General features: G+C 70.1%; 22 protein-coding genes and 1 tRNA gene. 7 read left to right on the top strand and 16 right to left on the bottom strand.

Going from position 1 to position 26,487, the window contains the following annotated elements:
* Positions 1-42: 42 nt before the first annotated feature.
* The 7 genes from pknB to AB0C12_RS11785 all read right to left on the bottom strand — a co-directional run bounded on the left by pknB (position 43) and on the right by AB0C12_RS11785 (position 8,960).
* Positions 43-1,845 carry a Stk1 family PASTA domain-containing Ser/Thr kinase gene (pknB, locus tag AB0C12_RS11815; protein WP_360546778.1) on the bottom strand — a complete coding sequence of 601 codons (1,803 nt, stop codon included), beginning with the start codon at positions 1,843-1,845 and terminating at the stop codon, positions 43-45.
* Positions 1,842-3,224: a protein kinase gene (locus tag AB0C12_RS11810; RefSeq protein WP_360546776.1), complete on the bottom strand. Its 1,383-nt coding sequence runs from the start codon at positions 3,222-3,224 to the stop codon at positions 1,842-1,844. The genes pknB and AB0C12_RS11810 overlap by 4 nt, the downstream gene beginning before the upstream one ends.
* Position 3,225: 1 nt before the next feature.
* A complete protein-coding gene (locus tag AB0C12_RS11805) occupies positions 3,226-4,728 on the bottom strand; it encodes a penicillin-binding protein 2 (protein WP_360546774.1) in 1,503 nt (500 codons plus the stop codon).
* Positions 4,725-6,179 carry an FtsW/RodA/SpoVE family cell cycle protein gene (locus tag AB0C12_RS11800; RefSeq protein WP_360546772.1) on the bottom strand — a complete coding sequence of 485 codons (1,455 nt, stop codon included), beginning with the start codon at positions 6,177-6,179 and terminating at the stop codon, positions 4,725-4,727. The genes AB0C12_RS11805 and AB0C12_RS11800 overlap by 4 nt, the downstream gene beginning before the upstream one ends.
* A gap of 80 nt (positions 6,180-6,259) precedes the next feature.
* A complete protein-coding gene (locus AB0C12_RS11795; protein WP_360546770.1) occupies positions 6,260-7,690 on the bottom strand; it encodes a PP2C family serine/threonine-protein phosphatase in 1,431 nt (476 codons plus the stop codon).
* Positions 7,687-8,169, bottom strand: coding sequence for an FHA domain-containing protein (locus AB0C12_RS11790; RefSeq protein WP_203769348.1), 483 nt, complete (start codon positions 8,167-8,169; stop codon positions 7,687-7,689). Before AB0C12_RS11790 ends, AB0C12_RS11795 begins: the two co-directional genes overlap by 4 nt.
* A gap of 5 nt (positions 8,170-8,174) precedes the next feature.
* On the bottom strand, positions 8,175-8,960 hold the full coding sequence (locus AB0C12_RS11785; RefSeq protein WP_203769381.1) for a DUF3662 and FHA domain-containing protein: 786 nt from the start codon (positions 8,958-8,960) through the stop codon (positions 8,175-8,177).
* 168 nt (positions 8,961-9,128) lie between these two features.
* On the opposite strand from AB0C12_RS11785, the gene AB0C12_RS11780 reads away from it, so the two are divergent.
* From AB0C12_RS11780 to AB0C12_RS11765, 4 genes are all read left to right on the top strand, one after another.
* A tRNA-Leu gene (locus AB0C12_RS11780) sits at positions 9,129-9,211 on the top strand.
* A 295-nt stretch (positions 9,212-9,506) separates the two neighbouring features.
* Entirely contained in the window at positions 9,507-10,580 is a 1,074-nt protein-coding gene (locus AB0C12_RS11775) for an NAD-dependent epimerase/dehydratase family protein (RefSeq protein ID WP_360546768.1), read from the top strand.
* A complete protein-coding gene (locus AB0C12_RS11770; protein WP_360546766.1) occupies positions 10,562-11,383 on the top strand; it encodes a WecB/TagA/CpsF family glycosyltransferase in 822 nt (273 codons plus the stop codon). Before AB0C12_RS11775 ends, AB0C12_RS11770 begins: the two co-directional genes overlap by 19 nt.
* A 303-nt stretch (positions 11,384-11,686) precedes the next feature.
* Entirely contained in the window at positions 11,687-12,364 is a 678-nt protein-coding gene (locus AB0C12_RS11765) for a hypothetical protein (RefSeq protein ID WP_360546764.1), read from the top strand.
* 59 nt (positions 12,365-12,423) lie between these two features.
* On the opposite strand, the gene AB0C12_RS11760 is transcribed toward AB0C12_RS11765, so the two are convergent.
* The 3 genes from AB0C12_RS11760 to AB0C12_RS11750 form a co-directional block, all read right to left on the bottom strand.
* Positions 12,424-12,873 carry a hypothetical protein gene (locus AB0C12_RS11760; RefSeq protein ID WP_360546762.1) on the bottom strand — a complete coding sequence of 150 codons (450 nt, stop codon included), beginning with the start codon at positions 12,871-12,873 and terminating at the stop codon, positions 12,424-12,426.
* A gap of 217 nt (positions 12,874-13,090) precedes the next feature.
* On the bottom strand, positions 13,091-13,315 hold the full coding sequence (locus tag AB0C12_RS11755; RefSeq protein WP_360546760.1) for a DUF397 domain-containing protein: 225 nt from the start codon (positions 13,313-13,315) through the stop codon (positions 13,091-13,093).
* Complete coding sequence (locus tag AB0C12_RS11750) at positions 13,279-14,160, bottom strand: helix-turn-helix transcriptional regulator (RefSeq protein ID WP_360547132.1); 882 nt, start codon at positions 14,158-14,160, stop codon at positions 13,279-13,281. The genes AB0C12_RS11755 and AB0C12_RS11750 overlap by 37 nt, the downstream gene beginning before the upstream one ends.
* Before the next feature lie 474 nt (positions 14,161-14,634).
* Here AB0C12_RS11750 and AB0C12_RS11745 point away from each other — a divergent pair, with 474 nt between their 5' ends.
* Positions 14,635-14,934, top strand: a complete 300-nt coding sequence (locus AB0C12_RS11745; protein WP_360546758.1) for a hypothetical protein — start codon at positions 14,635-14,637, stop codon at positions 14,932-14,934.
* Between the two features lie 13 nt (positions 14,935-14,947).
* Here AB0C12_RS11745 and AB0C12_RS11740 read toward each other — a convergent pair whose 3' ends face one another.
* Positions 14,948-15,847 carry a PASTA domain-containing protein gene (locus AB0C12_RS11740; RefSeq protein ID WP_360546756.1) on the bottom strand — a complete coding sequence of 300 codons (900 nt, stop codon included), beginning with the start codon at positions 15,845-15,847 and terminating at the stop codon, positions 14,948-14,950.
* A 106-nt stretch (positions 15,848-15,953) separates the two neighbouring features.
* Here AB0C12_RS11740 and AB0C12_RS11735 point away from each other — a divergent pair, with 106 nt between their 5' ends.
* Positions 15,954-18,026 (top strand): Hansenula MRAKII killer toxin-resistant protein 1, encoded by a 2,073-nt coding sequence (locus AB0C12_RS11735; RefSeq protein ID WP_360546754.1) that lies wholly within the window; start codon positions 15,954-15,956, stop codon positions 18,024-18,026.
* A 1-nt stretch (position 18,027) separates the two neighbouring features.
* Here AB0C12_RS11735 and AB0C12_RS11730 read toward each other — a convergent pair whose 3' ends face one another.
* Together AB0C12_RS11730 and AB0C12_RS11725 are read right to left on the bottom strand one after the other, a co-directional pair.
* Positions 18,028-19,506 (bottom strand): glutamate--cysteine ligase, encoded by a 1,479-nt coding sequence (locus AB0C12_RS11730; RefSeq protein ID WP_360546752.1) that lies wholly within the window; start codon positions 19,504-19,506, stop codon positions 18,028-18,030.
* A gap of 210 nt (positions 19,507-19,716) precedes the next feature.
* The gene (locus tag AB0C12_RS11725) at positions 19,717-20,292 is read right to left on the bottom strand and encodes a YceI family protein (RefSeq protein ID WP_212992285.1); all 576 of its coding nucleotides are present in this window, start codon (positions 20,290-20,292) and stop codon (positions 19,717-19,719) included.
* Between the two features lie 101 nt (positions 20,293-20,393).
* Here AB0C12_RS11725 and AB0C12_RS11720 point away from each other — a divergent pair, with 101 nt between their 5' ends.
* Entirely contained in the window at positions 20,394-20,894 is a 501-nt protein-coding gene (locus AB0C12_RS11720; protein ID WP_360546750.1) for a MarR family transcriptional regulator, read from the top strand.
* Positions 20,895-21,153: 259 nt separating this feature from the next.
* On the opposite strand, the gene AB0C12_RS11715 is transcribed toward AB0C12_RS11720, so the two are convergent.
* The 3 genes from AB0C12_RS11715 to AB0C12_RS11705 form a co-directional block, all read right to left on the bottom strand.
* Entirely contained in the window at positions 21,154-23,613 is a 2,460-nt protein-coding gene (locus AB0C12_RS11715) for a helix-turn-helix domain-containing protein (protein ID WP_360546748.1), read from the bottom strand.
* A gap of 113 nt (positions 23,614-23,726) precedes the next feature.
* The gene (locus AB0C12_RS11710) at positions 23,727-24,884 is read right to left on the bottom strand and encodes an acyl-CoA dehydrogenase family protein (protein WP_360546746.1); all 1,158 of its coding nucleotides are present in this window, start codon (positions 24,882-24,884) and stop codon (positions 23,727-23,729) included.
* 12 nt (positions 24,885-24,896) lie between these two features.
* Positions 24,897-26,423 carry an acyl-CoA carboxylase subunit beta gene (locus AB0C12_RS11705; protein WP_360546744.1) on the bottom strand — a complete coding sequence of 509 codons (1,527 nt, stop codon included), beginning with the start codon at positions 26,421-26,423 and terminating at the stop codon, positions 24,897-24,899.
* Positions 26,424-26,487: the final 64 nt, after the last annotated feature.

Below are 26,487 nucleotides of genomic sequence, written 5' to 3'. Positions count from 1 at the left end.
GAAAGCCCGGACGCGGGTCGCGTCCGGGCTTTCCCGTGTCGCTCAGTTGAGCAGGCCGCCGACCGTGCCGGTGCCCGTGCCGCCGCCGTCGCCGCCCGGCGGGTTCGGAATGTCCGGGTCCGGGGAACCCGAGTCGTCCGGGTTCGGTTCCTGCTCGGCGATCACGGTCAGAGTGATCTGGGTGTCCTTGGGCTTCTTCTGCTTGCCGTTCGGGGTCTGGTCGACGACCTGACCCGGCGTGCCCTGCTGGTTCGAGGGCTCGACCTCGATATTGGTGAAGCCCTTCTGCTGGAGCAGCGCCTTGGCCACTTCCTCGGTCTTGCCGACCACCGACGGCACCTCGACCAGGTTGCCCCGGGAGATCTTGACGGTGATGGTCGTGCCGGGCTTGACCTTCTCACCCTCTTTCTCGACCGAGATGACCCGGCCGGCTTCCGCGTCGCTGTCGACCTCCTCGAAGTCGGCCTTGAGGTTGGCCTCCCGCAGCGCCTCGGCGGCCACCTCCCGGCTGCTGCCGCGCAGGTTGCTCGGCACCCGGGTGTCCTCCGGGCTGACGCACATGGTCAGAGTGATCCGCGTGTTGACCGGAACCGTCTGGGACGGACTCGGCGACTGCTTCTCAACCTTCTTCTTGCAGTCGTCCGTCGTGACGGGATCGCCGACCGCGACGTCCTGGAAGCCCGCCGCGGTGAGCTTCGCCTTGGCGTCGCTCTCCGAAAGGCCCTCGACCTTCGGCACTGCCGCGCTCGCGATCGGGTCAGGCTCGTCGTCCTTGTTCTGCGACAGGACCAGGCCGATGCCCAACGCCACCACCGCGAGCACCCCCAGGGCGGCGAGGACCGCCATCACCCAGGACGACGTCTTGCGTTCCGGTGGCTGCGGGCCACGCGGGCCCACGCCGGCCGGGATCGCCCGGGTCATCGCCGTCTGCTGGCGCATCGGCGGCCCGGACATCGCCATCGTCTCGGCCTCGGACATCACCGGGGTGGCCATGACCGGGCGCCCGGCGACCGCGCGCAGCGCGTCGGCCCGCATCTCCTGCGCGCTCTGGTAGCGGTTCAGCGGGTTCTTGGCCAGCGCCTTGAGCACGATCGCGTCGACGTCCGGCGGGACCTCGCGGTTGATGTCGCTGGGTGCCTTCGGGTCCTCGCGGACGTGCTGGTACGCCACGCTGACCGGGCTGTCCCCGACGAACGGCGGGTGCCCGACCAGGAGCTCGAACAGCACACAACCGGCGGCGTACACATCGGAGCGGGCGTCGACGGACTCGCCGCGCGCCTGCTCGGGGGAGAGGTACTGCGCCGTACCGATGACCGCGCTGGTCTGGGTCATCGTGGTGGCCCCGCTGGCCAGGGCCCGGGCGATGCCGAAGTCCATGACCTTGACCTGGCCGCCCTGGGTGATCATCACATTGCCGGGCTTGATGTCCCGGTGGATGATCCCGTGCCGGTGGCTGAACTCCAGCGCGGCGCAGATGTCGGCGATGGTCTCCAGGGCCCGGCGCGGCTGGAGCCGCTGCTCGGCCGCCAGGACCTCCTTGAGGGTCCGGCCGTTGACGAACTCCATGACGATGAACGGCTGCTTCTCACCGGCCGACGACACCTCTTCACCGGTGTCGTAGACGGCCACGATCGCCGGGTGGTTGAGGGCGGCGGAATTCTGCGCCTCCCGGCGGAACCGCTCCTGGAAAGTGGCATCGCGGGCCAGGTCGGTGCGCAGCATCTTGATCGCGACGTCCCGGCCGAGGCGGAGGTCACGGCCCTTGTGCACCTCGGCCATGCCGCCGTAGCCGAGCAGCTCGCCGACCTGATACCTGCCACCGAGCAGGCGGGCCTGCGCCGTCATAGCGTCTGTCGTCCTTCGGTCGCATGGTTCAGGCTGAGGGGAGCCGCAGCCTGCTTCGTAAGACGGTACGACGCCGCCGGCGCCCGTGGGTCAGCCGAGCCCGCCTGCACGACCGTGGCCCGCGGACCGCTCCCACCCATCGCGGTGTTTCCCTGCTTGAGCAGGAACGAGATCACACCGGCACAGAGCAGGACAAGCAGGGCGAGAACGACGGCGAGGACGATCAGTACCTGCCGTCCGCCGGAACCCTCCGGCTGCTTGCCGCCCTGCATCGGCTGCTGCATCGGCGGGGCCGAGGGATGCCTGTACGGGGGCTGCCCGGACGGCACCGAGGCCGCACCACGCGCCTGAGCCCCGGAGACCGGCCGCGGGACCGGCGGATAAGGCGGGCGGCCCTGCCCGGAGACCGGATGTCCGGGCGGGCCGGAAGCGGGTGCGCCGGAGTGCGGCCGGTTGGCCACCACCGGGCCACCGGACTGCGGCCTGTTCATCGCCGGGCCACCCGACTGCGGGCGGCCGGCGGGCGCGGAGCCGTTCACCGCCGGCTGCTGCACCTGGGTGGTGAGCGACGAGGCGGCCTGCCGGGCCACCGCGGCCATCGCCGAGGCGGTGGGCCAGCGCGCCCCCGGATCCTTGGCCAGGGCGCGGTCCACGATGGCGCGTACGGCCGGCGGGATGTCGGCCGGCAGCGGTCGCGGGGTGTCCCGGACGTGCTTCATGGCGATCTCGATCGGGGTGGCGCCGTCGAACGGCCGGTGGCCGGAGAGGCACTGGTAGGCGACCACGCCGAGGGCGTACACGTCGGAGGCGGCCGTGGCGACCGCGCCCGAGGCCTGCTCCGGAGAGATGTAGGACGCCGTGCCGAGCACCGAGCCGGCCACGGTGAGCTGCCCGACCAGGGCGGACCGGGCGATGCCGAAGTCGGTGAGCACCAGCGTGCCGTTCGGGCGTACCAGAAGGTTGCCGGGCTTGACGTCGCGGTGCACGATGCCGTTCGCGTGCGCGGCCTGCAGGGCGTCGGCGGCCTGCGCGACCAGCGCCATGGTCCGCGCCGGCGTCAGCCGGCCGACCCGGCTCAGGGTGCGCGACAGAGCGTCGCCCTCCACGTATTCCATGACCAGGAACGCGAGCTGCTGGTCGCTGCCGTAGTCGTAGACGTCGACCACGCCGGGGTGGTTGATCGTGGCCATGGTCCGGGCCTCGCCGCGGAACCGCTCGGCGAAGCCGGGCTCGTCCAGCAGGGCCGGAAGCAGGATCTTGACGGCGACGGTCCGGCCCAGCACCTCGTCGGTGCCACGCCACACATCACCCATGCCACCGCCGGCGATCCGCTCGTCCAAGCGGTACCGGCCGCCGAGGGTGACCCCAGGGCTGATCATGTCAGTCCCCTCCCCGGCCCGCCGCGGCCTTCATGATGAGCCCGGCGATCCGGGCCGCCTCGGCGCTCGGGTGATCGCCAGGCACGTTCTCCAGCATGACGCAGACAGCTGAGACTGCCTCACCCTTGTCGTTGAAGGCGAATCCGATGAACCAGCCGTGGTTGTCGGCGCCGGTCGCGTTCTGCGCGGTACCGGTCTTGCCGCCGACCTCGAAGCCGCTGATCTTGGCCCGCCGGCCGGTGCCGTTCTCGACGACACTGACCATCATCTCGCGTAGGTCCTTGGCGACGTCCCCGCTGACCGGTGTGCGCAGCGTCTCCGGGGCGGCGTTGTAGATCGGCCGCCGGTCGGGGCTGAGCAGCTGCTGGACCAGGTACGGCCGCATCTGCCGGCCGTCGTTGGCCACCGCGGCGGCGATCATCGCGCCCTGCAGGGTGGTCATCCGGACATCCTTCTGCCCGATCGACGACTGGGCCAGCCCGGCCTGGTCGATGCTGCCGTCCGGGTTCTTGATCTCACCGGTGCGGCTGGCCGCGACCGGCAGCCCCGAGCCCTTGAGGTTGCCGACCGTCAGGTCGTCCTGCTCGAAGCCCCAGTCCCGGGCCGCCTTCTTGACCTTGTCACCGCCGAGCTTGACGCCCAGCTGGGCATAGCCGGTGTTGCAGCTGTCGGTCAGCGCCTCCTTGAGGGTGACCTGCGCGCCGGGGCAGGTCTGGTCCTCGGAGTTGCGGATCGGAGCGCCGGAGCCGGGCGCGGTGTAGCTCTGCCCGGCCGGGATCTCGGTGCTCTGGTCGTAGCCGTTCTGCAGGGCGGCGGCCGAGATGATCACCTTGAAGGTGGACCCGGGCGGGTAGGTCTCGGACAGCGCGCGATTGAGCAGCGGCTTGTCCTTGTCCCCGTTCAGCTTCTTGTACGCCGCGGCGGCCGCCTCGATATCGTGGCTGGCCAGCGGATTCGGATCAAAGCTGGGGAACGAGGCGAGCGCCTGGATGGCACCGGTGCGCGGGTCGATCGCGACCGCCGACCCCTTCTTGGCACCACCCTGGTTGTTGGTGAGCTGCTTCCAGGCCGTTTCCTGAGCCTTGGTCTTGATCGACAGCACCACGTTGCCGCCGCCGCTCTTGTCCCCGGTGAACATGGCGCTGACCCGGTCGGCGAAGAGCTTGTCGCTGGCACCGGAGAGGAACTCGTCCTCGGTGCGCTCGATGCCGACCTCGGCGATGTTCACCGGCTTGTAGCCGACGATCGGGGCGTAGACCTGCTTCTCCGGATACTGCCGGAGATACTTCAGCTCGTCGTCGGTCAGTTTGTTCTGGGCGAGCGCCTGGCCGTCCGCCTCGATGACCCCGCGCGGCACCTCGTACTCCGCGACCTGGACCCGGCCGTTGTAGTCGCTGGTGCGGTACGCGTCGGCCTTGTAACCCTGAACCCAGTTCAGATTGGCGAAAAGCAGGCCGAACAGGACGAGGATGACCACGCCGGCCTTGCGCAGGGGTGCGTTCACGGCTTGATCACCTCCGTCATGGCGCCGTGCAGCTGGGCGGGCGGTTGCTTCGGTCCACCGGACGCGGGCGCCGGGCCACCGCTCGCGGGTCTGCGGCCGGCGTCGGAGATCCGCAGCAACATCGCGATGAGCAGCCAGTTCGCCATGAGCGACGAACCACCGGCGGACAGGAAGGGCGTCGTCTGACCGGTCAGCGGGATCAACCCGGTGATGCCACCAAGGATGACGAAGACCTGCAAACCCAGGGTGAACGCCAGACCACCGGCGACCAGCTTGCCGAACGAGTCGCGTACGCCCAGGGCCGCGCGCAGGCCGCGCTCGACGATCAGCAGGTAGCAGATCAGCAGCGCGGAGAGGCCGAACAGGCCGATCTCCTCGCCCATGCCGGCGAAGATGAAGTCGGTGCGGACCTCGGGCACCTTGCTCGGCGAGCCGGCTCCCGGGCCGGTGCCGAACAGGCCGCCGGTGCCCAGGCCGAGCAGACTCTGCACGAGCTGGTAGCTGCCGCCGAGGCGGTTGTAGTTCTCGGCGGCGAACGGGTCGAGCCAGACCGTGGCGCGGTCGTAGAAGTTGGCGAACGGACCGCCGACCGACGCGCCGAGCAGGTACGCCACGTAGACGCCGCCGAAGAACATCACCAGGCCGATGATCAGCCAGCTGACCCGTTCGGTGGCGACGTAGAGCGTGACCACGAACAGGCCGAAGTAGAGCAGCGCCGTGCCGAGGTCCTTCTCGAACACGAGCACGAGCAGGGAAAGCATCCACACCGTGATGACCGGACCGAGGTCGCGGCCGCGGGGGAAGTCGATGCCGAGCACCCGCCGGCTGGCCAGCGAGAGCACCTCACGCTTGCGGACCAGGTAGTACGCGAAGAAGGAGACCAGGGCCAGCTTGGCGAACTCACCGGGCTGGATCGAGAACGACCCGATCCGGATCCACAGCCGGGCCCCGTTGATCTCCGAGATGCTGGCCGGCAGCACCGCCGGGATCATCACCAGCACGATGCCGACCAGGCCCAGCGTGTACGCGTACCGGGAGACCGTCTTGTGGTCGCGGATCACGATCAGCAGCACCGCGGCCAGCACCAGGGCGGCCAGCGTCCAGGCGAGCTGACGGCCACCGACCCCGGCGAAGATGCCCGGCTCGGGCTGCTTCTGCGCGATCGACCGGGCCAGGTCGAGCCGGCGCAGGAAGCCGACACCGAGGCCGTTGATCAGCGCCACCGTGGGGATCAGCACCGGGTCGGCGTACAGCGCGGTGAAGCGGACCACCAGGTGCAGGGCGACGAACAGGACACTCAGCAACGCGGCCGGCACCCAGAACGTCGGCGTGATCTTGTCGAACTGGTTGGACTCGACGATGGCGCCGTACGCGGCCACGATGCTCATCGCCAGCGCGAGCAGTCCCAGCTCCGCGTTGCGCCCGGTCTTCGTGCCCGGGACACGGGGCATCTCACCCGTGGTCGCGGGTGTGGGAGCCGGAAGGGCGGGCGCGGTCAAGAAAGAGTCCCCAGACTTCGGTGAGCGGACGCTCAGTCGACGGGCCGGCACCCGACCGGGTCGACGACCGGCGGGGCAGACTCCGAAGGCAGGGCGTCCGGCGTGATGGTGGGCGCGAGGGCCGGCGCCGACGAGGAGGTGGGCCGGCCGGGAGACGACGTCTTCCCGGCCGCGGACGGCGTGCCGGACGGGGTCACCGGCTCCGACACCGTCGGCGCGGCGCTGCCGGCCACGCAGATCGGCTTCAGGTTGGGGTTGGACGGCTCGTCGCTGGTCAGCTCCTGCAGCATCCGCCGGGCGTCAGGCTGATTGTCCGCGTGGATGCCCTGCTTGACCCGGTCCTGGGCGACCGAGGTGAGGTCGTCCAGGCGAGCCGGACTGGTCTCGTTGACACTGGAGAGGTCGAGGCCGGCGATCTGGCCGGGCACGCCGCGGAAGATCGCGAGCTGGCCCTGCTCGGTGGCGCCGACGTAATACTGCTTCTGGGTGTACTGCCAGCCCAGATAGAGGCCGCCGCCGAGGATGCCGAGCAGCACGAGCAGCAACAGGCTCGTACGGACCGGGTGCCTCTTCGGCTGCGGCTCCGGCTCGTCCCGGTCGTACGGCGGGCCGGAAGGCTGCGCGGGCCGCGGGGGCGCCTGCAGAGCCGCCGCGCGGGCAGCAGCACTGGAAGCGTCCGCGACGGTGGAGTTGCCGCGGTCGCGGGCGGCCGCGCCGCCGACGATGGGTGCCTGCTCGACGATGTCCGCGTCGGTCGCGTCGGCGACCACCACGGTGATGTTGTCCGGACCGCCGCCGCGCAACGCGAGCTGCACGAGCCGCTCGACGCACGCCTGCGGATCCTGGATGTCACGCATGCTCTCGCCGATGGTCTCGGCACTGACCACGCCGGAGAGCCCGTCACTGCAGATGAGATAGCGGTCGCCCTTGAGGACCTGGCGGACCGAATATTCCGGATCGATGTCCCGGCCGTCGAGCGCCCGGGTCAGCAGCGACCGCTGCGGGTGGCTGCTCGCCTCCTCGGGGCTGATCCGGCCCTCGTCCACCAGCATCTGGACGTAGGTGTCGTCCTTGGTGATCTGGGCGAACTCACCCTGGCGCAGCATGTAGGCGCGCGAGTCGCCGATGTGCACCATGCCGATCTTGCTGCCGGAGAAGAGCACCGCGGTCAGCGTGGTGCCCATCCCCTCCAGATGCGGATTGGCGTCGACGGTGTCGCGCAGGGTCTGGTTGGCCGTGCCCACGGCATGCCGGAGGGCGTCGACCAGCGCATCGCCGGGTACGTCCTCGTCCAGCGGAGCCATGGCCGCGATGACGATGTTGCTGGCGACGTCACCGGCGGCCATGCCGCCCATGCCGTCGGCGACGGCAAGGAGCCGCGGTCCGGCGTAGACGGAGTCTTGATTTCCGTCTCGGATCAGACCGCGGTCGCTCTGGGCGGCGTAGCGCAGGGTCAGGGTCATGGCCGTAACTCGAGTGAAGTGCGGCCGATCCGGATCGGCACGCCAAGGGGGACGGGAGTAGGTCCGGAGACCTTACCGCGATCGAGATAGGTGCCGTTCGTCGAGCCGAGGTCCTCGACGAACCACTGACCGTCCCGCGGCACGAGCCGGGCGTGCCGGGCCGACGCGAAGTCGTCCGTGATGACCAGCGTCGAGTCCTCCGCACGTCCGATAGTGATCTGAGCCTCACCCAGAGTGATCCTGGTGCCGGCCAGCTGACCGGCTGTCACCACGAGCTGCCGGGCAGCCTTGCCCCGCTTCGCCTTCGCCGGCCGGCCCTGCGGCACCACGCCACCCACCCCTCGGGGTGAGGCGACGAGACTCTTGGACCGGACCCCGGCGAAGAGATCCTTACGGATGACTCCCACCACCGTGAATACGAAGATCCACAGCAGTATCAGGAAGCCGAAGCGGGCGACGGTGAGGACAAATTCTGGCAAGGTGCCTAGCCGTCCACTCGGAACGTGAGGGTGGTCGTCCCCAACTGGATCATGTCGCCCGGGTTGAGCGCCACGGCCGACACGCGCTGGCCGTTGACCATCGTGCCGTTCGTCGAGCCCAGGTCGGTCAGCACGACCTGGCTGCCGTCGTAGTCCAGCCGGGCGTGGCGCCGGGAGATCCCGACATCCGGCAGACGCAGATTCGCCTGGTCCCCACGGCCGATGACCGTCGAGCCCATCTGCAACGGATAAGTGCGGCCGTCACCGGAGACCAGGCCGACGTTGCGGCCGTTGTGCCCCCCGTGCGGCGGATACCCACCCTGCTGCTGGTCGTACGGCGAATACGCCGGCGCAGCGTCGTAGGCGGGCTGTTGCACCGGCGCGACCTCGCCGCCGGTGTACACCTCCGCTGTGACACGGAACATGCCGGTATCGAGCCCGTCCCCGCGCTCGATCTCGACGATGACGTCGCCGTAGACCGTCCAGGCCTGCTCACCGATGAACTCCGCCTGCGACTGGGCCAGCTCCTGGGCCAGTGCGGCGGCATACGGTGCCAGCCTGCTGTGGTCGTACGGCGAGAGATCGATCACGTAGCGGTTGGGCACCAAGGTGCGACCACCAGCGAGGATAGCCTTGTGCGCCTCGGCCTCCCGCTGCATGGCATTAAGAATCTCCACCGGGTGCACGACACCCTTGAACACCTTCGCGAAGGCACCCTCGACCAGGCCTTCCAACCGCTTCTCAAAGCGCTGCAGCACGCTCACCGGCTCCTCCTCGGGTTCCGAGGACATGATGGTATCCGGCCGCCGCTTCCGCATCTCTGCGAAGAGCAACCGGTCGCTCCTGACCCTCGTATTGCGGCCCCTGACGCCGTGCTAGTCTTCCCTGGCGCCAAGGGCAGTATCTGCTCGCGGTGTAACGAGGGACAGCGTAGTCTGTTCCGGCTAACTGAATGCCACGGGGATGTGGCGGAATGGCAGACGCGCACGGTTCAGGTCCGTGTGTCCGAAAGGACGTGGGGGTTCAACTCCCCCCATCCCCACCCGATCACCTGGTCGCCCTCTGTCCGCGGAAAGCGCGGACCGGGGGCGATCGGCATATCTGCTCCGGGGGCCGAGCCCCCGGAAGCCCCGCGTTGCGGTGGGCGCGGTGGGTGATCTTGTCGCGCTTGTGGGTGGCTCGCCTTCGGCATCGGGGGCCTCCTTCTCCCCCTCCTCCCGGGTTTGCTTCTTCTCCTGGGTTCGTGCCCTGCTCTGTTGGGTGACAGCGGAGCGTGAGAGGGGTGGCGTTATGCTCTCGACTGGTTTTGCCCCCGAGACCTCTGGGAGAGTTTGCTCGTGGCCGTCGCCCTGGTAACTGGATCAGGTGGTCTCATCGGCTCTGAGGCGGTTCGGCACTTTGCCGGGCTGGGCCTTGATGTCGTCGGGATCGACAACGACATGCGGCAGGAGTTCTTCGGCGCGGAGGCGTCGACGGCCTGGAACGTGCAGCAGCTCACCGCGGACCTCGGGACGGCGTACTCGCACCACGGGGTCGACATCCGGGACCGCGACGCACTGTCGCGAATCTTCCAGCGGTACGGCAAGGACATCGCGGTCGTCATCCACACCGCGGCGCAACCGTCGCACGACTGGGCCGTGCGGGACCCGTTCACCGACTTCGACGTGAACGCCGGCGGCACCCTCAACCTGCTGCAGAACACCCGCGAGCACTGCATCGACGCCGCCTTCATCCACTGCTCCACCAACAAGGTGTACGGCGACACCCCGAACCGGCTTCCGCTGATCGAGCAGGAGACCCGCTGGGAGATCGACCCGGCCCACCCGTACGCCGACGGCATCACCGAGGACATGTCGATCGACCAGTGCCTGCACTCGGTCTTCGGCGCCTCGAAGGTCGCCGCCGACGTGATGGCCCAGGAGTACGGCCGCTACTTCGGCATGAAGACGGCGATCTTCCGCGGCGGCACCCTGACCGGGCCGGCCCACTCGGCGACCGAGCTGCACGGCTTCCTCGGCTACGTGATGCGGGCCAACATGGAACGCCGGCTCTACCGGATCTTCGGCTACAAGGGCAAGCAGGTCCGCGACGCCATCCACAGCCACGACGTGCTCAGCGCCTTCGAGGCCTTCTTCCGCAACCCGCGCTCGGCGGCGGTCTACAACCTCGGCGGCGGCCGGCACTCCAACTGCTCCAACCTCGAGGCCTTCGCCATGGCCGAGAAGATCAGCGGCACCGAGATGGTCACCGAGTACGTCGACGACAACCGGATCGGCGACCACCAGTGGTGGATCGGCTCGATGGCGGCCTTCCAGGCGGACTACCCGCAGTGGAAGCAGGTCTACGACGTCCCGATGATCCTCCAGGAGATCTACGAGGCCAACGTCGGCAAGTGGGTGCCCCAGCCGTGATCGCCCAGGGCAAGAAGAATGTCCTCGGCGTGCTGGTCGACGCGGTGGACTACGACGCCGCCGTCGCCCAGATCCTCGACGCCGCCCGCGAACGCCGTCACTACGCCGTCACCGCGCTCGCCGTGCACGGGGTGATGACCGGCGTGCAGGACAAGGCGCACAACGCCCGGCTCAACTCGTTCGACCTGGTCACGCCGGACGGGCAGCCGGTCCGCGGCGCGCTCAACCTGCTGCACCACGCCGGCCTGACCGACCGGGTCTACGGCCCCGAGCTCACCCTGCGCGTGCTGCGCCAGGCCGCGGCCGAGGGCCTGCCGGTCTACCTGTACGGCTCCACGGAACCGACCCTCAGCAAGCTCGTACCGGCGCTGGAGCGGATGTTCCCGGCGCTGAAGATCGCCGGGGTCGAGGCGTCGAAGTTCCGCACCGTTCAGCCCGGCGAGGACGTGGAGATCGCGGACCGGATCAAGGCGTCGGGCGCGCGGATCGTGCTGGTCGGGCTCGGCTGCCCCCGCCAGGAGATCTTCACGTACGCGATGCGCCCGCTGCTCGACATGCCGCTGCTCGCCGTCGGGGCGGCCTTCGACTACCACGCCGGGCTGTTGAAGAACCCGCCCGCGTGGATGCAGAAGTACGCCCTCGAGTGGCTGTGGCGCCTCGGGCTGGAGCCCAAGCGGCTGTGGAAGCGCTACATCCTGCTGAACCCGGCCTACCTGTCCCGGCTCGCCGTACAGAAGCTCGGCCTGTGGAAGGCGACGCCGCCCGCACCGGCCACCGAACCGGTCCAGACCTTCGCGGTCTGAGCTGTCCGGAGGCTCCGAAGCGGTCGGCCGGGCGGTACCGGGGTCTCACGGCGTCGCCGCCGGAAACCCCGGCCGACCTCCCCAGGTCGAACCCGTGGCCGGCACCGATGCATCGGTGCCGTCTGGCACCCGACACTAGGACACCGATCACGGCCGCAACAGGGGGCATTGTCCCCTTCGCCCATTGGGATGAGTTCGCTTCGTAAAACAGCGCTCACGCAAAGTCACGATCACACCCCTACGGGTTGACCGTCCGGGCATATCCCGGTTTTGCCGCTTGCGTGACGGGTGAAGGCTGTCGATGTGAACACCACGACGGACCTCATCCTGATCGGCGTACTCGCCGGGGTCTGGCTCACCGCCGGACTGCTCGCGGACGCCCTGCCGAGCGCTCGCACGGCTCGCGAGCTGCGTCGGCGCGCTCGCACACTGTCCATGCTGGTCGGTGGCGGGGTCGCGGTGTTCATCGCCGTACCGCTGGTCACCGGTGTGCTGTCGGGTGACTCCGCGGCTCCGGCGGCTGCTGTGCTGCCCGCCGTACCCGCGCTGGTCGTGGTGCTGGTGACCGCGCGGCGCCTCGCTCAGGTCCGGCGCGGCGCGGGCGCGTTCGCCACCGCGCCGCTGACGCCGGCGCCGCCGGCACTGCTGGCCGCTGCCGCTCATCCGCTGGTGGCGACGCCGCTGCAGATCACCGGACTGGCCGCGCTGGCCGGCGTGCCGATCGCCGCCGGCGTGATCGAGGTGCCCGGCGCGCAGGTCGCCGGGATCGTGCTGACCGTGGTGGGAGTCGCGGTGCTCGCGCTGGGCATCCGGCACGCGATCCGGCACAGCCGACTCAACGTGAAGGTCTTCGCACCGATCGGCAAGGTCCGGCTACGGGCTGTGCCGACGCGTCAGACCTCGGCGGAGACCTACACCGCGCTGCCCCTGGAAACCGGCCCGGCCGAGAACTACGCATCCTCGGCGCACCGGGCGGCATAGCGCCTCCACGCCGCCCGGCCGTGGGCGCCGGGCCTGCCCTTGAACGGCGTCGCGGGGAGTTACTTGCGCTTGGCTTCCTGGACGTAGAGCAGCTCGAGGATCGAGCGGGCCGCCTCGAACCAGCGGTCCAGCCAGCCCGAGTCCGGCATCGTGCCGCGCACCGGCAGCTCCAGCAGCAGCCCGCGCAGCAGCGGGTGGTCGGCCATCGACTGGGAGCTGCCCGCGTCGACCCAGCCGCCGCTGGTCGGGAAGACCGGCTCGGTCAGACCCTGCAGGTCCAGCGAGGGCAGCTTGGCCGCCCGGTCCAGCGCGCTGGTCGGTTCGATCGGGGTACGGGTCGGCAGGCCGGACAGACCGGTTCCGCCGCTGCCGCGCGAGACCAGTTCGTCGCCGTTGTCAGCGGCCAGGGCCGCGTCGCGGCGGGTCTGCCGGTACGCGCTCACGCCTCCGCTGAAGCGGTCCTGCGCGGTCACGGATCCGTTGCTGAGGTTGTCGGAACCCATCGTCATCTGTTTCGCCTTGCCTCGCTCGTATGGATCGCCTGCCCGCACCGTCACGCGAGGGGGACGGTCAGCCGTACGGGCCGACGGCGGTTCTCCGGGCGCGCGGTCCGGTCCGCGCTTAGAGCGTTCAACGAGGCCGACCCGAACGGGCGACGGCGCAAATGGGGCAAAATGCAGCGACCGCCCCCACGCTCGCGGCGGGGGCGGTCGAGGGTCACCTGCTCTACAGGTCGAACTCGCCGCCCTTGGCCCCGCCCACGAAGGCGTCCCACTCGGCGGCGGTGAAGATCAACGCGGGTCCCATCGGGTTCTTGGAGTCGCGGACGGCGATGGCCTGCTCGACGAAGGCCACCTCCACGCAGTTGTCACAGTTCGGGCCACTGCGTGTGCTCTTGAACCACTGCGCGCGGCTCAGGTCGATCCGCAAACCCTTGGTCTCACTTTCCACAATGGCTCCTCTGCCAGCCTAACGATCATGTCTCTGGACTCCTCGGGAGAGAGGGCCGACGATCGGACGGTGTCGAAGATGGAGTTGTACTTGCGCAGTTCGTCGCTCTTCTCCAGAAACAGCCCGCCGGTCGCGTTCTCGGCGAACACCACATTGGGGTCCTCGGCATCGGGGAAGTCGAGGATCGCGAATGTGCCGTCCATGCCGGCGTGGGCCCCTGCCGCGAACGGCAGGATCTGCAGAGTGACGTTCGGCAGCCGGCTCGCCTCGACCAATCGGAGCAATTGGTCCCGCATGACCTGGTCGCCGCCGACGGGGCGACTCACCACCGCTTCATCGAGCACCACCTGAAGATCGATCGGATCGTCCTGAATCAATAACGCTTGGCGAGCCATCCGGACGCGTACCCGTTGCTCTATTTCTCGATCGCTGTCATCCGATCGGGCGGCCCTGATCATCGCTATTGCGTACTTATCGGTCTGAAGCAGACCGGGAACCACCTGCTGCTCGTACGCCCTGATCGACCGGGCCGCCGCTTCGAGCCCGACATAGGCACCGGTCAGCACCGGGCTGAACGGATGCCACCATCCCTTTTGCCGGGCTTCCCGGGATATCTGTACTAATTCGTCCGATTCGGCGCCATTGACGCCATAAATGTCCAGCATGTCCTTTACGTCGCGAGGAGTGGCGCTCGTGTGGCCGGTCTCGATTCTGGACACCTTGGAGGGTGAACAGCCGAGACGCTCGGCCACCACGTCGATGGTCACGCCGGCCGCATCGCGGTATCTGCGTAGCTCAGCACCGAGTCGGCGGCGGCGGATGGTGGGGCTGCGGCGCGGATTCACGCTCACCTCCGGGCTGCGTGGCATCATGCGACCGGACGGCGCGAGCTCCACCGTACGGCGTTGTCGCCCTCAGTCTGTCTGGTGGTCTCTTGATCCCTCAAGCGTCCACAGTGATCGTTTAGTCACTTTCGGCTGACCTGCAACTTGCATCGATTCGCCTCGTGGTGCAATCTTTCCGTATGGCGCACGTCACTTAGTGTTCTTGTGGGAGCCTGAGATACACGCGCCGGGTACGCAGCAATGCACCAAAAAGCGACGCCGTGCACTGGGGGACCGACCGTAGCCGACTGTCCTCGCTGGACTCGAAGAAGTCCGCGAGCAGCGACCGCGCCGGGAGCGGCTAAACCGCACCGTTGCGATGATTGGCACAATCGTTATGGTGCAAAGATGCATCAGCCGGGCACACTGGACCATCCGTGTTCACCGTGCGGCAAAGTGCAATTTGCCCCTACTGGGTTCAGGACAGGAGATGACGTGCTTCCTCGGTCCGGCGATGTCATACACGTGACGAAGGCGGCCAGCGTCCAATTCGCGGCGCCCATGCTTTTCCGGGTCATCCGGGTGCACGACTGGCCGACGTACGAAGGCTGGATCTGGCTGGACGGCTACGAGCTCAACGCGTCCGGTGACGCGGTCGAGCGCCGGTCGATCTTTGTGCAGGTCGGCGGCCTGCGACAGGTCGGCAAGGCTCCGGACCCGCGCACCCGCAACGGCCGCCAGCCGGGCATGACCACGGGCGCCATCCAGGCCCGCGCCCTGCGCGCCAACCGCTGATCTCCAACCTGGGTCAATCCTCCCCCGGCTGGCTCGTCGGCCCGGTGGTCTGCGTCTGCGTGGGGGTCGGCGACGTCGTCGGCCCCGCCGCGATGATCAGGGTGATCACCGTGTCCGCCGGCACCTGCTGGCCCTCGGCCGGATCGCTGTCGATCACGGTCCCGGCCGGAGAATCGCTGGTCACATAGCGCAGGCGGTAGTTCAGGCCCTTGCGATCGAGAGCCCCCCGCGCCTCGTCCGAGGACAGTCCCTTCAACGCGGGCACGGTGATGTCGCTCGGGGTGGCGGGCGCCGAGGTGGTCGGCTGCGTCGTCGCCGGCTCCGTGGACGGCGGCGTGGAGGTGGGCGCGGTCGTCACCGCCGTGGTGGCCGGCGGCGCGGGAGAGGCAGTCCCGCCCGGGGTGGCATCGTCGCTGGTGGACTGCACGATCAGGTAGATGCCCCAGCCCAGCAGAGCCAGCAGCAGCAACGCCACGATGCCCACCGCGATCGGCGTCCACCAGCGGCCGCGCGGCTCGTCGGCCGGCGCTGCCGCCCAGTCTGCGGGGGCGTATTCGTCGCCGTAGCCGGGGCGTGGGGACCGTACCCCGGCCCGGGCGGACCACACCGCATCGCCGTCGTCGGCCCAGTTGTCGGTGCTGCGGGGGTCACGCTCTGTGCGCGTACCGTCGGTCGCGGCGGCCGGAATCACCGACGTCGCGTCGCTCCGCGGCGCCTGCGGAGTCACTTGCGTCGCGTCTTCCGCCGCCGGCGGGAAGAGCTGCGTGCGGTCCGCGTCCCCGGCGGCGGGGGGCAACTGCGCCGTCCGGTCATCCTTCAGGGGACCACCGATCGGGGGAACTTTCTCATCCTCGGCGAACGGAAAGTACTCACCTGTCTCGTCAAGGCGGCGGCGCTCGTCGTCGTCGGACATCGCCGGTTCCTCTCCGTTCGGGCGTCCTCTGCCGCCAACCTAACCAATCTTGGCGCATCAACTCATTGATTCGCAGGCATCGTCACCGACGGCTACAGTGCCCGGCATGGCCGACAAGGGCTGGACAGCGCGAGTGGCAGCCGCGGCCGGAGTGGCCGCGGGGACGGGCGCCGCCCAGCTCGGCCTCGGCTACGGCCTGGGCGTGGTGGTGTGGCCGGCGGTGCCGGCCGACGACAGCGTCTGGCTGGGCAGCCTCGGCTGGGCGACCTGGATCGCGGCGAGCGCGACCGTGTTCGGCGCGGTCATCGCGGGCCGGCTCGGCCGCGGCACCGGCGGGCCCTGGCGCTTCGCCCTGGCGGCGTCCGCGGCGGTCGGCGCCCTGCTGACGGTCGCGCTGATCGCGCTCCCGGCCCGAGCAGCGGTACGGACAGACACTTTCTCACCCCAGACCATCGCCGGCGGGTACGCGGTGATCGGCGTCCTCCTGGGCCTGGCCATCGCGTACTGGGCCGTGGTGTCCAGACCGGTGGCGGCCAACCTGATCGCGACGGCGGCCTGGCTCTGGTCCCTGGCCGTGGCGGCGGTCGTGGCCACCATCTTCTGGCACCGCCCCTCGGCGACGTACCTGTCGAGCTGGCAGTTCTTCTCCCCGGACTCCCCCGACGACCAGTACGGGACGATCTACTGGCCGAGCGCGCTGCTGACCTTGCTCGCGGCGCTGGTGATCGGGATCATCGGCGCGCTGCCGGCGGTTCGGCGCGGTGACCTGGGGGTGGGCGCCGCGTCGTCCGGGGCGGTCGGGCCGCTGCTGGTGGCGGCGGCTTTCTTCGTGCTGGCTCCGCAGCTGACCGGCACTCCTGGTCCGTTGCAGTCGGCTTATCTGATCGCGCCCTACGCGGTGCTGGCCGGGTTGGCGGGGTCGGCGCTGACGGTGGCCCTGGGCCAGCGCGGTGCTGCGCGCCGCAGGGCCGGATCCACGTCGGGAGATGCAGTCTTGCCGGCATCGGTGAGTTCTCGCAGCTCAGAAGCTCGCGGCTCAAGATCCCGCAAAGCCGGCGCGGTCAGCGCCAAGGCGGCCGATTCCGCGCCCACAAGTGCCGAACCCGCCGCGGGAGCAGCGGGCGCCGGAACAACGTCCGACCCTGAGGCTGGAGTCCCGCGAGCCCGCGCCGCCCGTTCCGAATCCGCCGCGGCCGGAGCCGCAGTCGTGCCGTCGCCCAGGCCCGCGCCGAAGGGGCGCTCGAAGGAACCGGCCAAATCGGACGCGACAGACACTCCGGTGGCCGAAGCCACCCCTCCGCCGGCCGATGCGGAGCCCCGCCAACGGCGGTCCCTCATGGATCGGTTCCGGCGCGGCAAGGCAACGCAGCGTGACACCGGGTCGGCCGTCGACCCCTCGGCGATCGCTACCGGCCGCGCCAAAGCCCCCGCTTCCGCGACCGCTTCAGCTCCCACTTCTGCGACCGCCGCGGCCCCCCGGGCTGCGACCGCCGCGGCCCCTACGGCGCCTCGTCCGGCCGCGGTGCCTCGTTCGGCAGAGGCACCGCGTTCGGGAGAGGCGCCACGTTCGGCCGCGGCACCGGCTCAGGCCGGCTCGTCGTTGGCAAGTGCCCCCGTCAGCGGACGATCGCGGCCCGCCAGGTCCGGAGTCCCCTCGGTCGATGGCAACGCACGGCCGGCCTCCTCGTCCGCCTCGGGCCGGTCCGACACTCGCTCGACGGTCGCCCCACCGCCCGCCTCTCCCCCGATCGCGAAGATCAACGACGCTCGATCGGGTGAAAACCGCCCCGCAGCCCCCAAGACCGCCGCCTCATCCGCACCGGATTTGCAGGCTGGACCAGCGGATGCCGCGAGTTCCGATAAAACGCCCCCTGCGCAGAAGAACCCCGCGAAGTCCACAAAGGCGACTCCCGCGCGCGCCACCTCGCAACCGTCGGCTCCTCGGCAAGCACGAGCAACCGGCAGCCGAGCCGCAACGCCCACCAAGCCGGCAGCGGCCACCAGGCCGGTCCCGCCGAAGGACGCTGTCCCGAAGAACACCGGCTCGAAGGACGCTGACGCGAAAGGCGCGCCCTCGGGAGGCGCCGGGCTGATCGACGAGGACGACACCGCGGAGCTGCCCGTGCAGGATTCCCGGCGGCGGCCGGGCCGTCGCGCCGGCGAGGACGAGGCTCGCTGAGCTAGTCGACCGGCCAGGTGTGCACCGGCTCGTTCGTCTGCTGCAGTGAGCTGTATCGAAGCAACATGTCGTGCAAAGCCCCCTGTCGGTCCAGCCCGCGACGGTGTTCCGCGGACCACACCGCTTCCGTCTGCCACGTCGCGCCGTTGCGGCCGGTGCGGCAGCGGGCCTCGATGATGCCGAGCAGCCGGTCGCGGTGCACCCGGTGCACACCGAACAGGTCGAGGCCGGCGTGGGCCTTGGCCAGCAGAGTGTCCAGCACCAGCTCCGTCACCTGGGTCTCACCGGCGCCCGGCCAGTACATCGTCGCTTCGATGCCGCGCCTGGCCGCGGCGTGGAAGTTGTCCTCCGCCGCGCCGAAGGAGAGTTGTGACCAGATCGGCCGGTCCTCCTCGGCCAGTTGCCGGGCCAGGCCGAAGTAGAAGGCCGCGTTCGCCAGCATGTCGACCACCGTCGGACCGGCCGGCAGCACCCGGTTCTCCACCCGCAGGTGGGGCCGGCCGTTCATCACGTCGTAGACCGGGCGGTTCCAGCGGTAGACAGTGCCGTTGTGCAGGCGTAACTCGCCGAGGCACGGAACTCCGCCGGCTTCCAGGACCGCTACCGGGTCCTCCTCGTCCATGATCGGCAGCAGCGGCGGGAAGTACCGGACGTTCTCCTCGAACAGGTCGAACACCGAGGTGATCCAGCGTTCGCCGAACCACACTCTGGGGCGTACCCCTTGGGCTTTGAGCTCGTCCGGCCGGGTATCGGTGGCCTGCTCGAACAGCGCGATCCGGGTCTCGGCCCAGAGCTGCCGGCCGTGCAGGTACGGCGAGTTCGCCCCCACCGCCACCTGGATCCCGGCCACCGCCTGGGCCGCGTTCCAGTACGCCGCGAACTGGTCCGGGGGCACCTGCAGGTGGAACTGCACACTGGTGCACGCCGCCTCGGGCGCGATGGAGTCGTTCGCCGTCTGGAGGCGTTCGACGCCGCGGATGTCGACGCTGAAGTGCTCGCCGCGGGCGCCGACGATCTGGTCGTTGAGGGCGCGGTACCGTTCGTTGGCCGAAAGGTTCGCCAGCACCAGGTGCCGGGGTTGCAGGGTCGGCAGGCTGCCGATGAGCACGATGGTGCTGTCCGCCTTCTTCGCCCGGTCCTCGGCGCGGCTCAGGCTTTCGACGAGGTCTTCCTCGTAGTCGGCGAAGCCGTTGCCGGTGATCAGCCGGGGGCGGGCGTTGAGCTCGAGGTTGAACTGGCCGAGTTCGGTCTGGAAGGTCGGGTCGGCCAGGTTGGCCAGGATCTCGGCGTTGCGCATGGCCGGTTCGGCGTCCGCGTCCATGAGGTTGAGCTCGATCTCGAGGCCCGTCATCGGGCTCTCCGCGTCGAAGGCGAAGTCGTCCAGCATCAGAGCCAGCACGTCGAGGCAGCGCCGGACCTTCTGCCGATAGTGGACCCGGTCGTCCTGCGAGACGACGACCCCTGAGAGGTCCTTACCCATCGTTCCTCCTGGCACGTTCGCGTGACGCTCTCACGGTATGTGCACCCGCTAACCAAGGCCAGGGACGAATCGGACACACATCAGCTCTGGGTAAGCACGCGGCAGCGCAACGTTTACCCTCGCACTCGGCCGGTGATGCCGCCAGTCGGATGGCCGGACACGGCGAAGCGCCGCCCGAACGGACGGCGCTTCGCTGCGGATCGGTGGAGATCAGGCCTGGCGGATGGCCTCGCCCTCGATCTCGATCTTGACCTTCTTGCCGATCATGACGCCGCCGGACTCGAGCGCCATGTTGTAGGTCAGGCCCCAGTCCTCGCGGTCGATCTCGGTCGTCGCGCTGAAGCCGAAGACCTGCTGACCGTACGGGCTGGTGGTCGCACCCTCGAACTCGACGACGAGCTCGACGGGCTTGGTGACGTCCTTGATGGTGAGCTCACCATCGAGGACGAACTCGGCGCCGGCGTGCGACTTGATGCCGGTGCTGCGGAAAGTGATCGCCGGGTACTTCTCGGCCTCGAAGAAGTCGCCGGTGCGCAGGTGGTTGTCCCGGTCGACATTGCCGGTCTGCACGCTCGCGGTGACGATCGAAGCGGTGACGGAGGACTGCAGCGGGTCCTCGGCGATGGTGATGGTCGCGTCCGCCTCGGCGAAGTTGCCGCGGACCTTGCTGACCATCAGGTGACGCACCACGAAGCCGACCCGCTTGTGCGCGGCGTCCAGCTGGTAGGTGCCGGCGGCCGGGATCTGCAGACCCTCGAACTCGCGGGTGCTGGCGACGTCGGTCATGACATTTCCTCTCGAAGGCAGAGCCAGGTTGTTGTCTGACGGAGCAACTATATGCCAAGCAATATTCCCCGTGTCAAGAGACCGCTGGTAAGCTGGCTCACGTGGGTACCGATTTTGATGACCCCCGGTTCACCGCCGTCGGCCTCTTCGCCGAGGCGTTCACCGGGTTGAGCAGCCGTTTCGCCGCGCAGTTCGAGCAGCACCGGGTGTCCCCGGTCGAGTTCGAGGTGCTGATGCGCCTTGCCCGCTCGCCGCAGAACCGCTTGCGGATGACCGACCTCGCCGGCCAGACCTCCCTGTCCACCAGCGGGGTGACCCGGGTCGTCGACCGGATGGACCGCGGCGGCCTGATCCGCCGCGAGGCCTGCCCGAGCGACCGCCGCAGCTCTTTCGCGGTGATCACCGACGCCGGCCTGGCCCGGCTCGACGAGATCCTGCCGGGACACCTGGAGCTGGTGCAGCGGTGGTTCATCGACCAGCTCACGCCCGACCAGCTGGCGCAGATGCTGGAGTCGCTGCGGACCATCCGCGACGCCGTCAACCCGTGCGCGACGGCGGGCAGCTCGGAAGAGGACGCCTTACCGGCCGTGCCGGGCCATTGAGCCGAACGGGGCAGTAACCGGCAGAAGTACCGGCAGAAGCGCCGCAGCGCCTGGGCAAAAGCCGCTTAAATCCGCAAATCCCCTGAGGGTGCCGGTTAAGGTGATCTCCGCAGGGGGACGCGGCGCGGCCGAGGCCGAAGGCTGGGCAAACGGGGGTGCCTTCGTTCACGCCGCGTGACCGGGGCGTTGGGACGGCCGGCGTGTGGGGGGCACACAAGCGCCGGTCGTCCACGCCCTGGCACATCCCGTCCCGGCCCGCTCAGGGCTGCTGCTCCAGCTCGCGCAACGCTTCCGGTCCGAGCAGTTCCCGCTCCCGGGGCAGCAGCGTGATCCCACCCGTACGGCAGAGCTCGGCCAGCCGGGCCACCGCCTCCTGCCGCCGTTCCGCGTCCGGACTGCTCCGCACCACGCCGACCAGCGCCTCCACCGTGTCACGGGGATCGTGGCCACCGGCGTACGCCTCGGCGGCAGCCGCGAAGCTCTCCGCCGCCCGCTTCTCCTCGCCCTGCCGCAGGGCAATCGCCGCCTCCACGATCGCCGCCGGCCCGTCGGCCGGCGCTTGCGGTTCGGGCCCGCGCAGCTCGGCCAGCACGTCGAGCGCCTCGGCGACCCGGCCGCTCTCGGCCAGCGCCAAGCCGACCGTCGCGAGCACCCGGCGCCGGTGCCCCGGATCACCGACGTCCTCCAGCTCGGCCATGGCGTCCCGGCCCAGCCGGGCGGCCTGTTCGAACCGGCCGTCCAGCCGTTCGACCTCGGCGAGGTTGGCCGCCGCCACCGCCCGCAGCCGGTGCTCGCCGCACCGGCCGGCCAGCCTGTCCACCTCCGCGAGCCGGTCCCGGGCCGCACCGAGGTCGCCTTCGCGGATCTCATGCCAGGTGAGGTTGTTCTCCGCCACCGCCATGTCGCGGATGTGGCCGCTGCTGCGCGCGAGCTCCAGAGCGGCGGCGCCGTGCCCGCGGGCCCGCTCGTATCCGCCGGCCGTCATCCACAGGGCCGCCAGCTGGGTGTGCGCGGTGAGCTGCCCCGGCACGTCACCCAGGGCCGCGAAGTCGGCCAGGGCGGCCTCCGCGGAGCCGATCTCCTCGGTGCCCGAGCCGTGCTCGAGCGCCAGCTGAGCCAGTCCGACCTTGGCCCAGGCCCGGACCAGTGGATCGGCGTCCGCCGTACGGGGGTCGGCCAGCAGCCGGCGCAGCCACTGCCGGCCGGTGACATCACGCCCGCGGAAGCGCCACCACCGGGGCAGCGCGGCCGCGAGCCGCAGCGCGATGTGCGGATGCTCGCGGGCCGCGAAGGTCAGCGCGGCGCCCAGGTCGCCGGCCACGTCATCCAGCCGGGCGGCGGCCTCGGCGAGCCGGCCACCCTTGAGGTCGGGCGCGATGCCCTGAGCCAGGTCGGCCATCACCTCGGCGTGCCGGTGCCGCGCCGCGGGCAGGTCACCGTCGGCGGCGGCACGTTCCAGGGCGAAGTCGCCGACGACGTCCAGCAGGCGGAACCGGAAGGCGCGGGCGCCGCGGGCGCTGAGCAGGCCCAGCTCCAGCAGCCGGTCCAGCAGGTGCACCGCGTCGGTGGCCGAGCCGTCCGCGATCACGGCCTCGGCCAGGTCCAGTGACCAGCGGTTACGGAACGTCGCGAGGCGGTGCAGGGCCCGCTGCTCGTCCGGCGCGAGCAGGCGGTAGCTGGCCGCGACGGCCTCGCGGACGGAGACCACGGCACCGGGTGCGGGCCGGCCGGACAGGTCCAGGACGCGGTCGCCGTACCGGTCGAGGATCTCCGCGACGGTGAGCACCCGGCCGCGGGCGGCGGCCAGCTCCAGCGCGATCGGCAGCCCGCCCAGCCGGCGGACCAGCGCGGACAGTGGCGCCACGTCGTCCGGCTCGACCGGGCCGCCGCGGACCCGGGCCAGCCGGTCCAGAAAGAGTGCGACCGCCGGATAGCCGGCCACGTCGGCGAGCTCGGGGCCGGCTTCCTCCGGCGGCGCGACCAGCGGCGCGACCGGCCAGACCCGCTCGGTGGGCAGGCCGACCGGGTGCCGGCCGGTGGCCAGGAAACGCAGCGTCGGGTGCTGGCGCAGCAGCCGGCTGAGAGCCTCGGCGACGGCCTCGGACGCGCGGTCGACCGCGTCGACGAGCAGCAGCGCGGACCGGCCGGCGAACCGGGGCGCGAGATCGTCGGGCCGGCCCACCCCGAAGACCGCGGCGACGCCACCGAGCACCTCACCGGTGGTGGATCCGTCGGTGACGACGATGCCGGCGACCCCTCCCGGATGCGCGGGGGCGACCCGGTGCGCCACGGTGAGTGCGAGGCTGGTCTTGCCCACCCCGGCCAGGCCGACCAGCGTGACGCCGCGCGGTCCGTCGTCCCGCGCCGGGGCGAGGCGGGTGACCAGCTCGGCGACATCACCGTCGCGGCCGATCAGATCACCGGCCGGCGGGAGGCGTACGTAGCGCGGCGGCGCCGACGCACCGGCCGGTTGACCGCGTGCGGCGGCCAGGAACGCGATCCTGTCCGCGCCGGCCAGGCCGAGTGCGGCCGCGAGCAGTTCCACCGTGGTCCGCTGCGGTCGGGAGGCGCGACCCCGTTCGAGGTCACGCACCGTCCGCACACCGACCCCGGCCCGAGCGGCCAGCTCTTCCTGGGTCAGCTTCGCTCGCAGCCGGTAACTGCGCAGCACGGCGTCGAATCCCGGACCATCCTGGTCCGCCCCGTGATCGGACGTCATGTCTCGAACCTAGGCACCCGGATCGATGGATGCCGACTTCAGCATGCAATTTGTCGAGTAACCGACGCTCCTGCCGTCGGATTTGCCGCAGAAACCGACCGGGAGTCCAAGATCTACAATCCGAGGCCGCGCGCGATGATCATGCGTTGCACTTCGGACGTACCCTCACCGATCTCCAGGATCTTCGCGTCGCGGTAGAAGCGGCCCACCGCGGACTCGTTCATGAAGCCGTAGCCGCCGTGCACCTGGGTCGCGTACCGGGCGTTGTCCATCGCGGCCTCGCTCGCGTACAGCTTGGCCAGCGCCGCCTGGTGCTTGAAGTCCTCGCCGGCCAGCATCCGGGCCGCGGCCTCGTAGTACGCGATCCGCGCCGTGTGCGCGCGCATCTCCATGTCCGCGATCATGAACTGGACGGCCTGGTAGTTGCCGATCGGCCGGCCGAACGCCTGGCGTTCCTTGGCGTACTTGACCGACTCGTCGACGCAGCCCTGGGCCAGGCCGACCGAGAGCGCCGCGATGGCGATCCGGCCCTCGTCCAGGATGCGCAGGAACTGGGCGAAGCCGCGGCCCCGCTCGCCGAGCAGGTTGGCCGCCGGCACGCGCACGTCGTCGAAGGCCAGCTCGTGGGTGTCGGAGGCGCACCAGCCGACCTTGGAGTAGCCGGGCGCGACGGTGAAGCCGGGAGTGCCCGACGGCACCATGATGGTGGACAGTTCCTTGCTGCCGTCCGCCTTCGTGCCGGTCGCGGCCATCACCGTGACCAGGCAGGTGATGTCGGTGCCGGAGTTGGTGATGAACGCCTTGGAACCGTTGATCACCCACTCGCCGGTCCGCTCGTCCAGCACCGCGCGGGTGGTGGTGGCGCCGGCGTCGGAGCCCGTACCCGGCTCGGTCAGCCCGAACGCGGCGAGCGCCTCACCGCTGGTCAGCCGGGGCAGCCACTCGGCCTTCTGCGCGTCCGTACCGAAGCGGTAGATCGGCATCGCACCCAGCGAGACGCCCGCCTCCAGGGTGATCGCCACGCTGCTGTCGACCCGGGCCAGTTCCTCCAGGGCCAGGCAGAGCGCGAAGTAGTCGCCGCCCATGCCGCCGTGCTCCTCGGCGAAGGGCAGGCCGAAGAGGCCCATCTTGCCCATCTGCCGGATCACTTCGTAGGGGAACGTCTTCTTCTCGTAGTGCTCGGCGATGACCGGCGCCACCTGCTCGCGGGCGAACTCCCGCACGCTGATGACCAGTGCCTCCTGCTCGTCGCTGAGCCGGAAGTCAACCATGACGGGTCCTTTCTAGACCGGGGTGACGCCGTGCCGGCGCCGGGAGAATCCGCGGTCCTTGCCGCGCGCGGCGGCGAACCGGCGGACGAGCTCGCCGCGCAGGTCGGCGGGCTCCACGATGGTGTCGATGACCAGCTCGCTGGCCAGCCGCAGGATGTCGATGTCGCGCTCGTACTCGGCCCGGCGCTCGGCCACGAAAGCCGCCCGCTCGTCCTCGGGCAAGGCCGCGATCTTGTTGGCGTAGACGGCGTTCACGGCCGCTTCCGCGCCCATCACCGCGATCTTGGCGGTGGGCAGGGCGATGGTCGCCTCGGGGTCGAAGCCGGGACCGGCCATCGCGTACAGGCCGGCGCCGTAGGCTTTGCGCACCACGACGCAGATCTTGGGCACGGTGGCCTCGGAGATCGCACTGATCATCTTGGCGCCGTGCCGGATGATGCCCTGCTTCTCGACCGCGCTGCCGACCATGAAGCCGGGAACGTCCGACAGGAACAGCAGCGGCACGTTGAAGGCGTCGCAGAGCTGGACGAAACGGCTGGCCTTGTCGGCCGAGTCGACGAACAGCACGCCGCCCTTGAACATCGAGTTGTTGCCGACCACGCCGACGACCTGGCCGTCGAGCCGGGCGAAGCCGACCGTCAGCTCGCGGGCCCACAGCGCGTGGATCTCGAAGAAGGAGCCTTTGTCGACGATGCCCTTCACGTACCGGCGCATGTCGAAGGCCTGGCGCTCACTGACCGGGACCAGCGCGGCGAGATCGACAGCGGCAGGCTCCTGGGCCTCGGCCGCCGGCGGCTGCTGCGTCCAGTTAGCCGGCAGGTAGGAGAGATACGAGCGGACCACGTCGAGCGCGTCCTGCTCGGTCTTGCAGAGGAAGTGCCCGACCCCGGACTCGGCGCAGTGCACCCGCGCGCCGCCCATCGCCTCGAGCGTCGTCTTCTCCCCGGTGACCATCTCGACCATCCGGTCGGAGCCGAGGTACATGCTCGCGTTGCCCTCGACCATGGCGACCACGTCGCAGAAGGCGGGGATGTAGGCGCCGCCCGCGGCCGAGGGCCCGAACAGCGCGCAGATCTGCGGGATCGAGCCGGACGCCCGGACCTGGGTGTGGAAGATCTTGCCGGCCCCGCGGGGGCCGGGGAACAGGTCGACCTGGTCGGTGATCCGCGCGCCCGCGGAATCCACCAGATAGACCATGGGTACGCCGTACTCGTACGCCCGCTCGATGATCCGGATGATCTTCTCGACCGTACGGGCGCCCCAGGAGCCCGCCTTGACGGTCGAGTCGTTGGCCATCACGCACACCTCGCGCCCGTCGATCCGGGCGTTTCCGGTGATCACGCCGTCCGCGGGCAGTCCGTCGGCCAGGCTGTTGGCGTAGAGCCCGTCCTCGACGAAGGAGCCGTCGTCCACGAGCAGCGCGATCCGCTCGCGGGCGAAGAGCTTGCCCTTCGCGGCGTTGGCGGCGTGATAGCGCTCGGCGCCGCCGGCCATCGCCCGCTTGCGCGCCTGTGCGAGCGCGTCTTGGTCGAGTGCCACCTGGTTCCCTTCGTCCGTCCCTGAACGATCGTTAGGCTAACCCATTCCGGGGACGGAGACCAGA

Source organism: Actinoplanes sp. NPDC048967 (assembly GCF_040649415.1).
Taxonomy (GTDB): Bacteria; Actinomycetota; Actinomycetes; order Mycobacteriales; family Micromonosporaceae; genus Actinoplanes.
Note: the sequence above shows the minus strand (reverse complement) of the source record. Positions and strands in the feature narration are given on the sequence as shown.

Excerpts from the sequence above, each read along its gene's own strand:
- pknB (WP_360546778.1), bottom strand. The coding sequence starts at position 1,845 with ATGACGGCGCAGGCCCGCCTGCTCGGTGGCAGGTATCAGGTCGGCGAG.
- AB0C12_RS11810 (WP_360546776.1), bottom strand. The coding sequence starts at position 3,224 with ATGATCAGCCCTGGGGTCACCCTCGGCGGCCGGTACCGCTTGGACGAG.
- AB0C12_RS11800 (WP_360546772.1), bottom strand. The coding sequence starts at position 6,179 with ATGCCCCGTGTCCCGGGCACGAAGACCGGGCGCAACGCGGAGCTGGGA.
- AB0C12_RS11795 (WP_360546770.1), bottom strand. The coding sequence starts at position 7,690 with ATGACCCTGACCCTGCGCTACGCCGCCCAGAGCGACCGCGGTCTGATC.
- AB0C12_RS11785 (WP_203769381.1), bottom strand. The coding sequence starts at position 8,960 with ATGTCCTCGGAACCCGAGGAGGAGCCGGTGAGCGTGCTGCAGCGCTTT.
- AB0C12_RS11760 (WP_360546762.1), bottom strand. The coding sequence starts at position 12,873 with ATGACGATGGGTTCCGACAACCTCAGCAACGGATCCGTGACCGCGCAG.
- AB0C12_RS11740 (WP_360546756.1), bottom strand. The coding sequence starts at position 15,847 with ATGTCCGACGACGACGAGCGCCGCCGCCTTGACGAGACAGGTGAGTAC.
- AB0C12_RS11735 (WP_360546754.1), top strand. The coding sequence starts at position 15,954 with ATGGCCGACAAGGGCTGGACAGCGCGAGTGGCAGCCGCGGCCGGAGTG.
- AB0C12_RS11730 (WP_360546752.1), bottom strand. The coding sequence starts at position 19,506 with ATGGGTAAGGACCTCTCAGGGGTCGTCGTCTCGCAGGACGACCGGGTC.
- AB0C12_RS11725 (WP_212992285.1), bottom strand. The coding sequence starts at position 20,292 with ATGACCGACGTCGCCAGCACCCGCGAGTTCGAGGGTCTGCAGATCCCG.
- AB0C12_RS11715 (WP_360546748.1), bottom strand. The coding sequence starts at position 23,613 with ATGACGTCCGATCACGGGGCGGACCAGGATGGTCCGGGATTCGACGCC.
- AB0C12_RS11710 (WP_360546746.1), bottom strand. The coding sequence starts at position 24,884 with ATGGTTGACTTCCGGCTCAGCGACGAGCAGGAGGCACTGGTCATCAGC.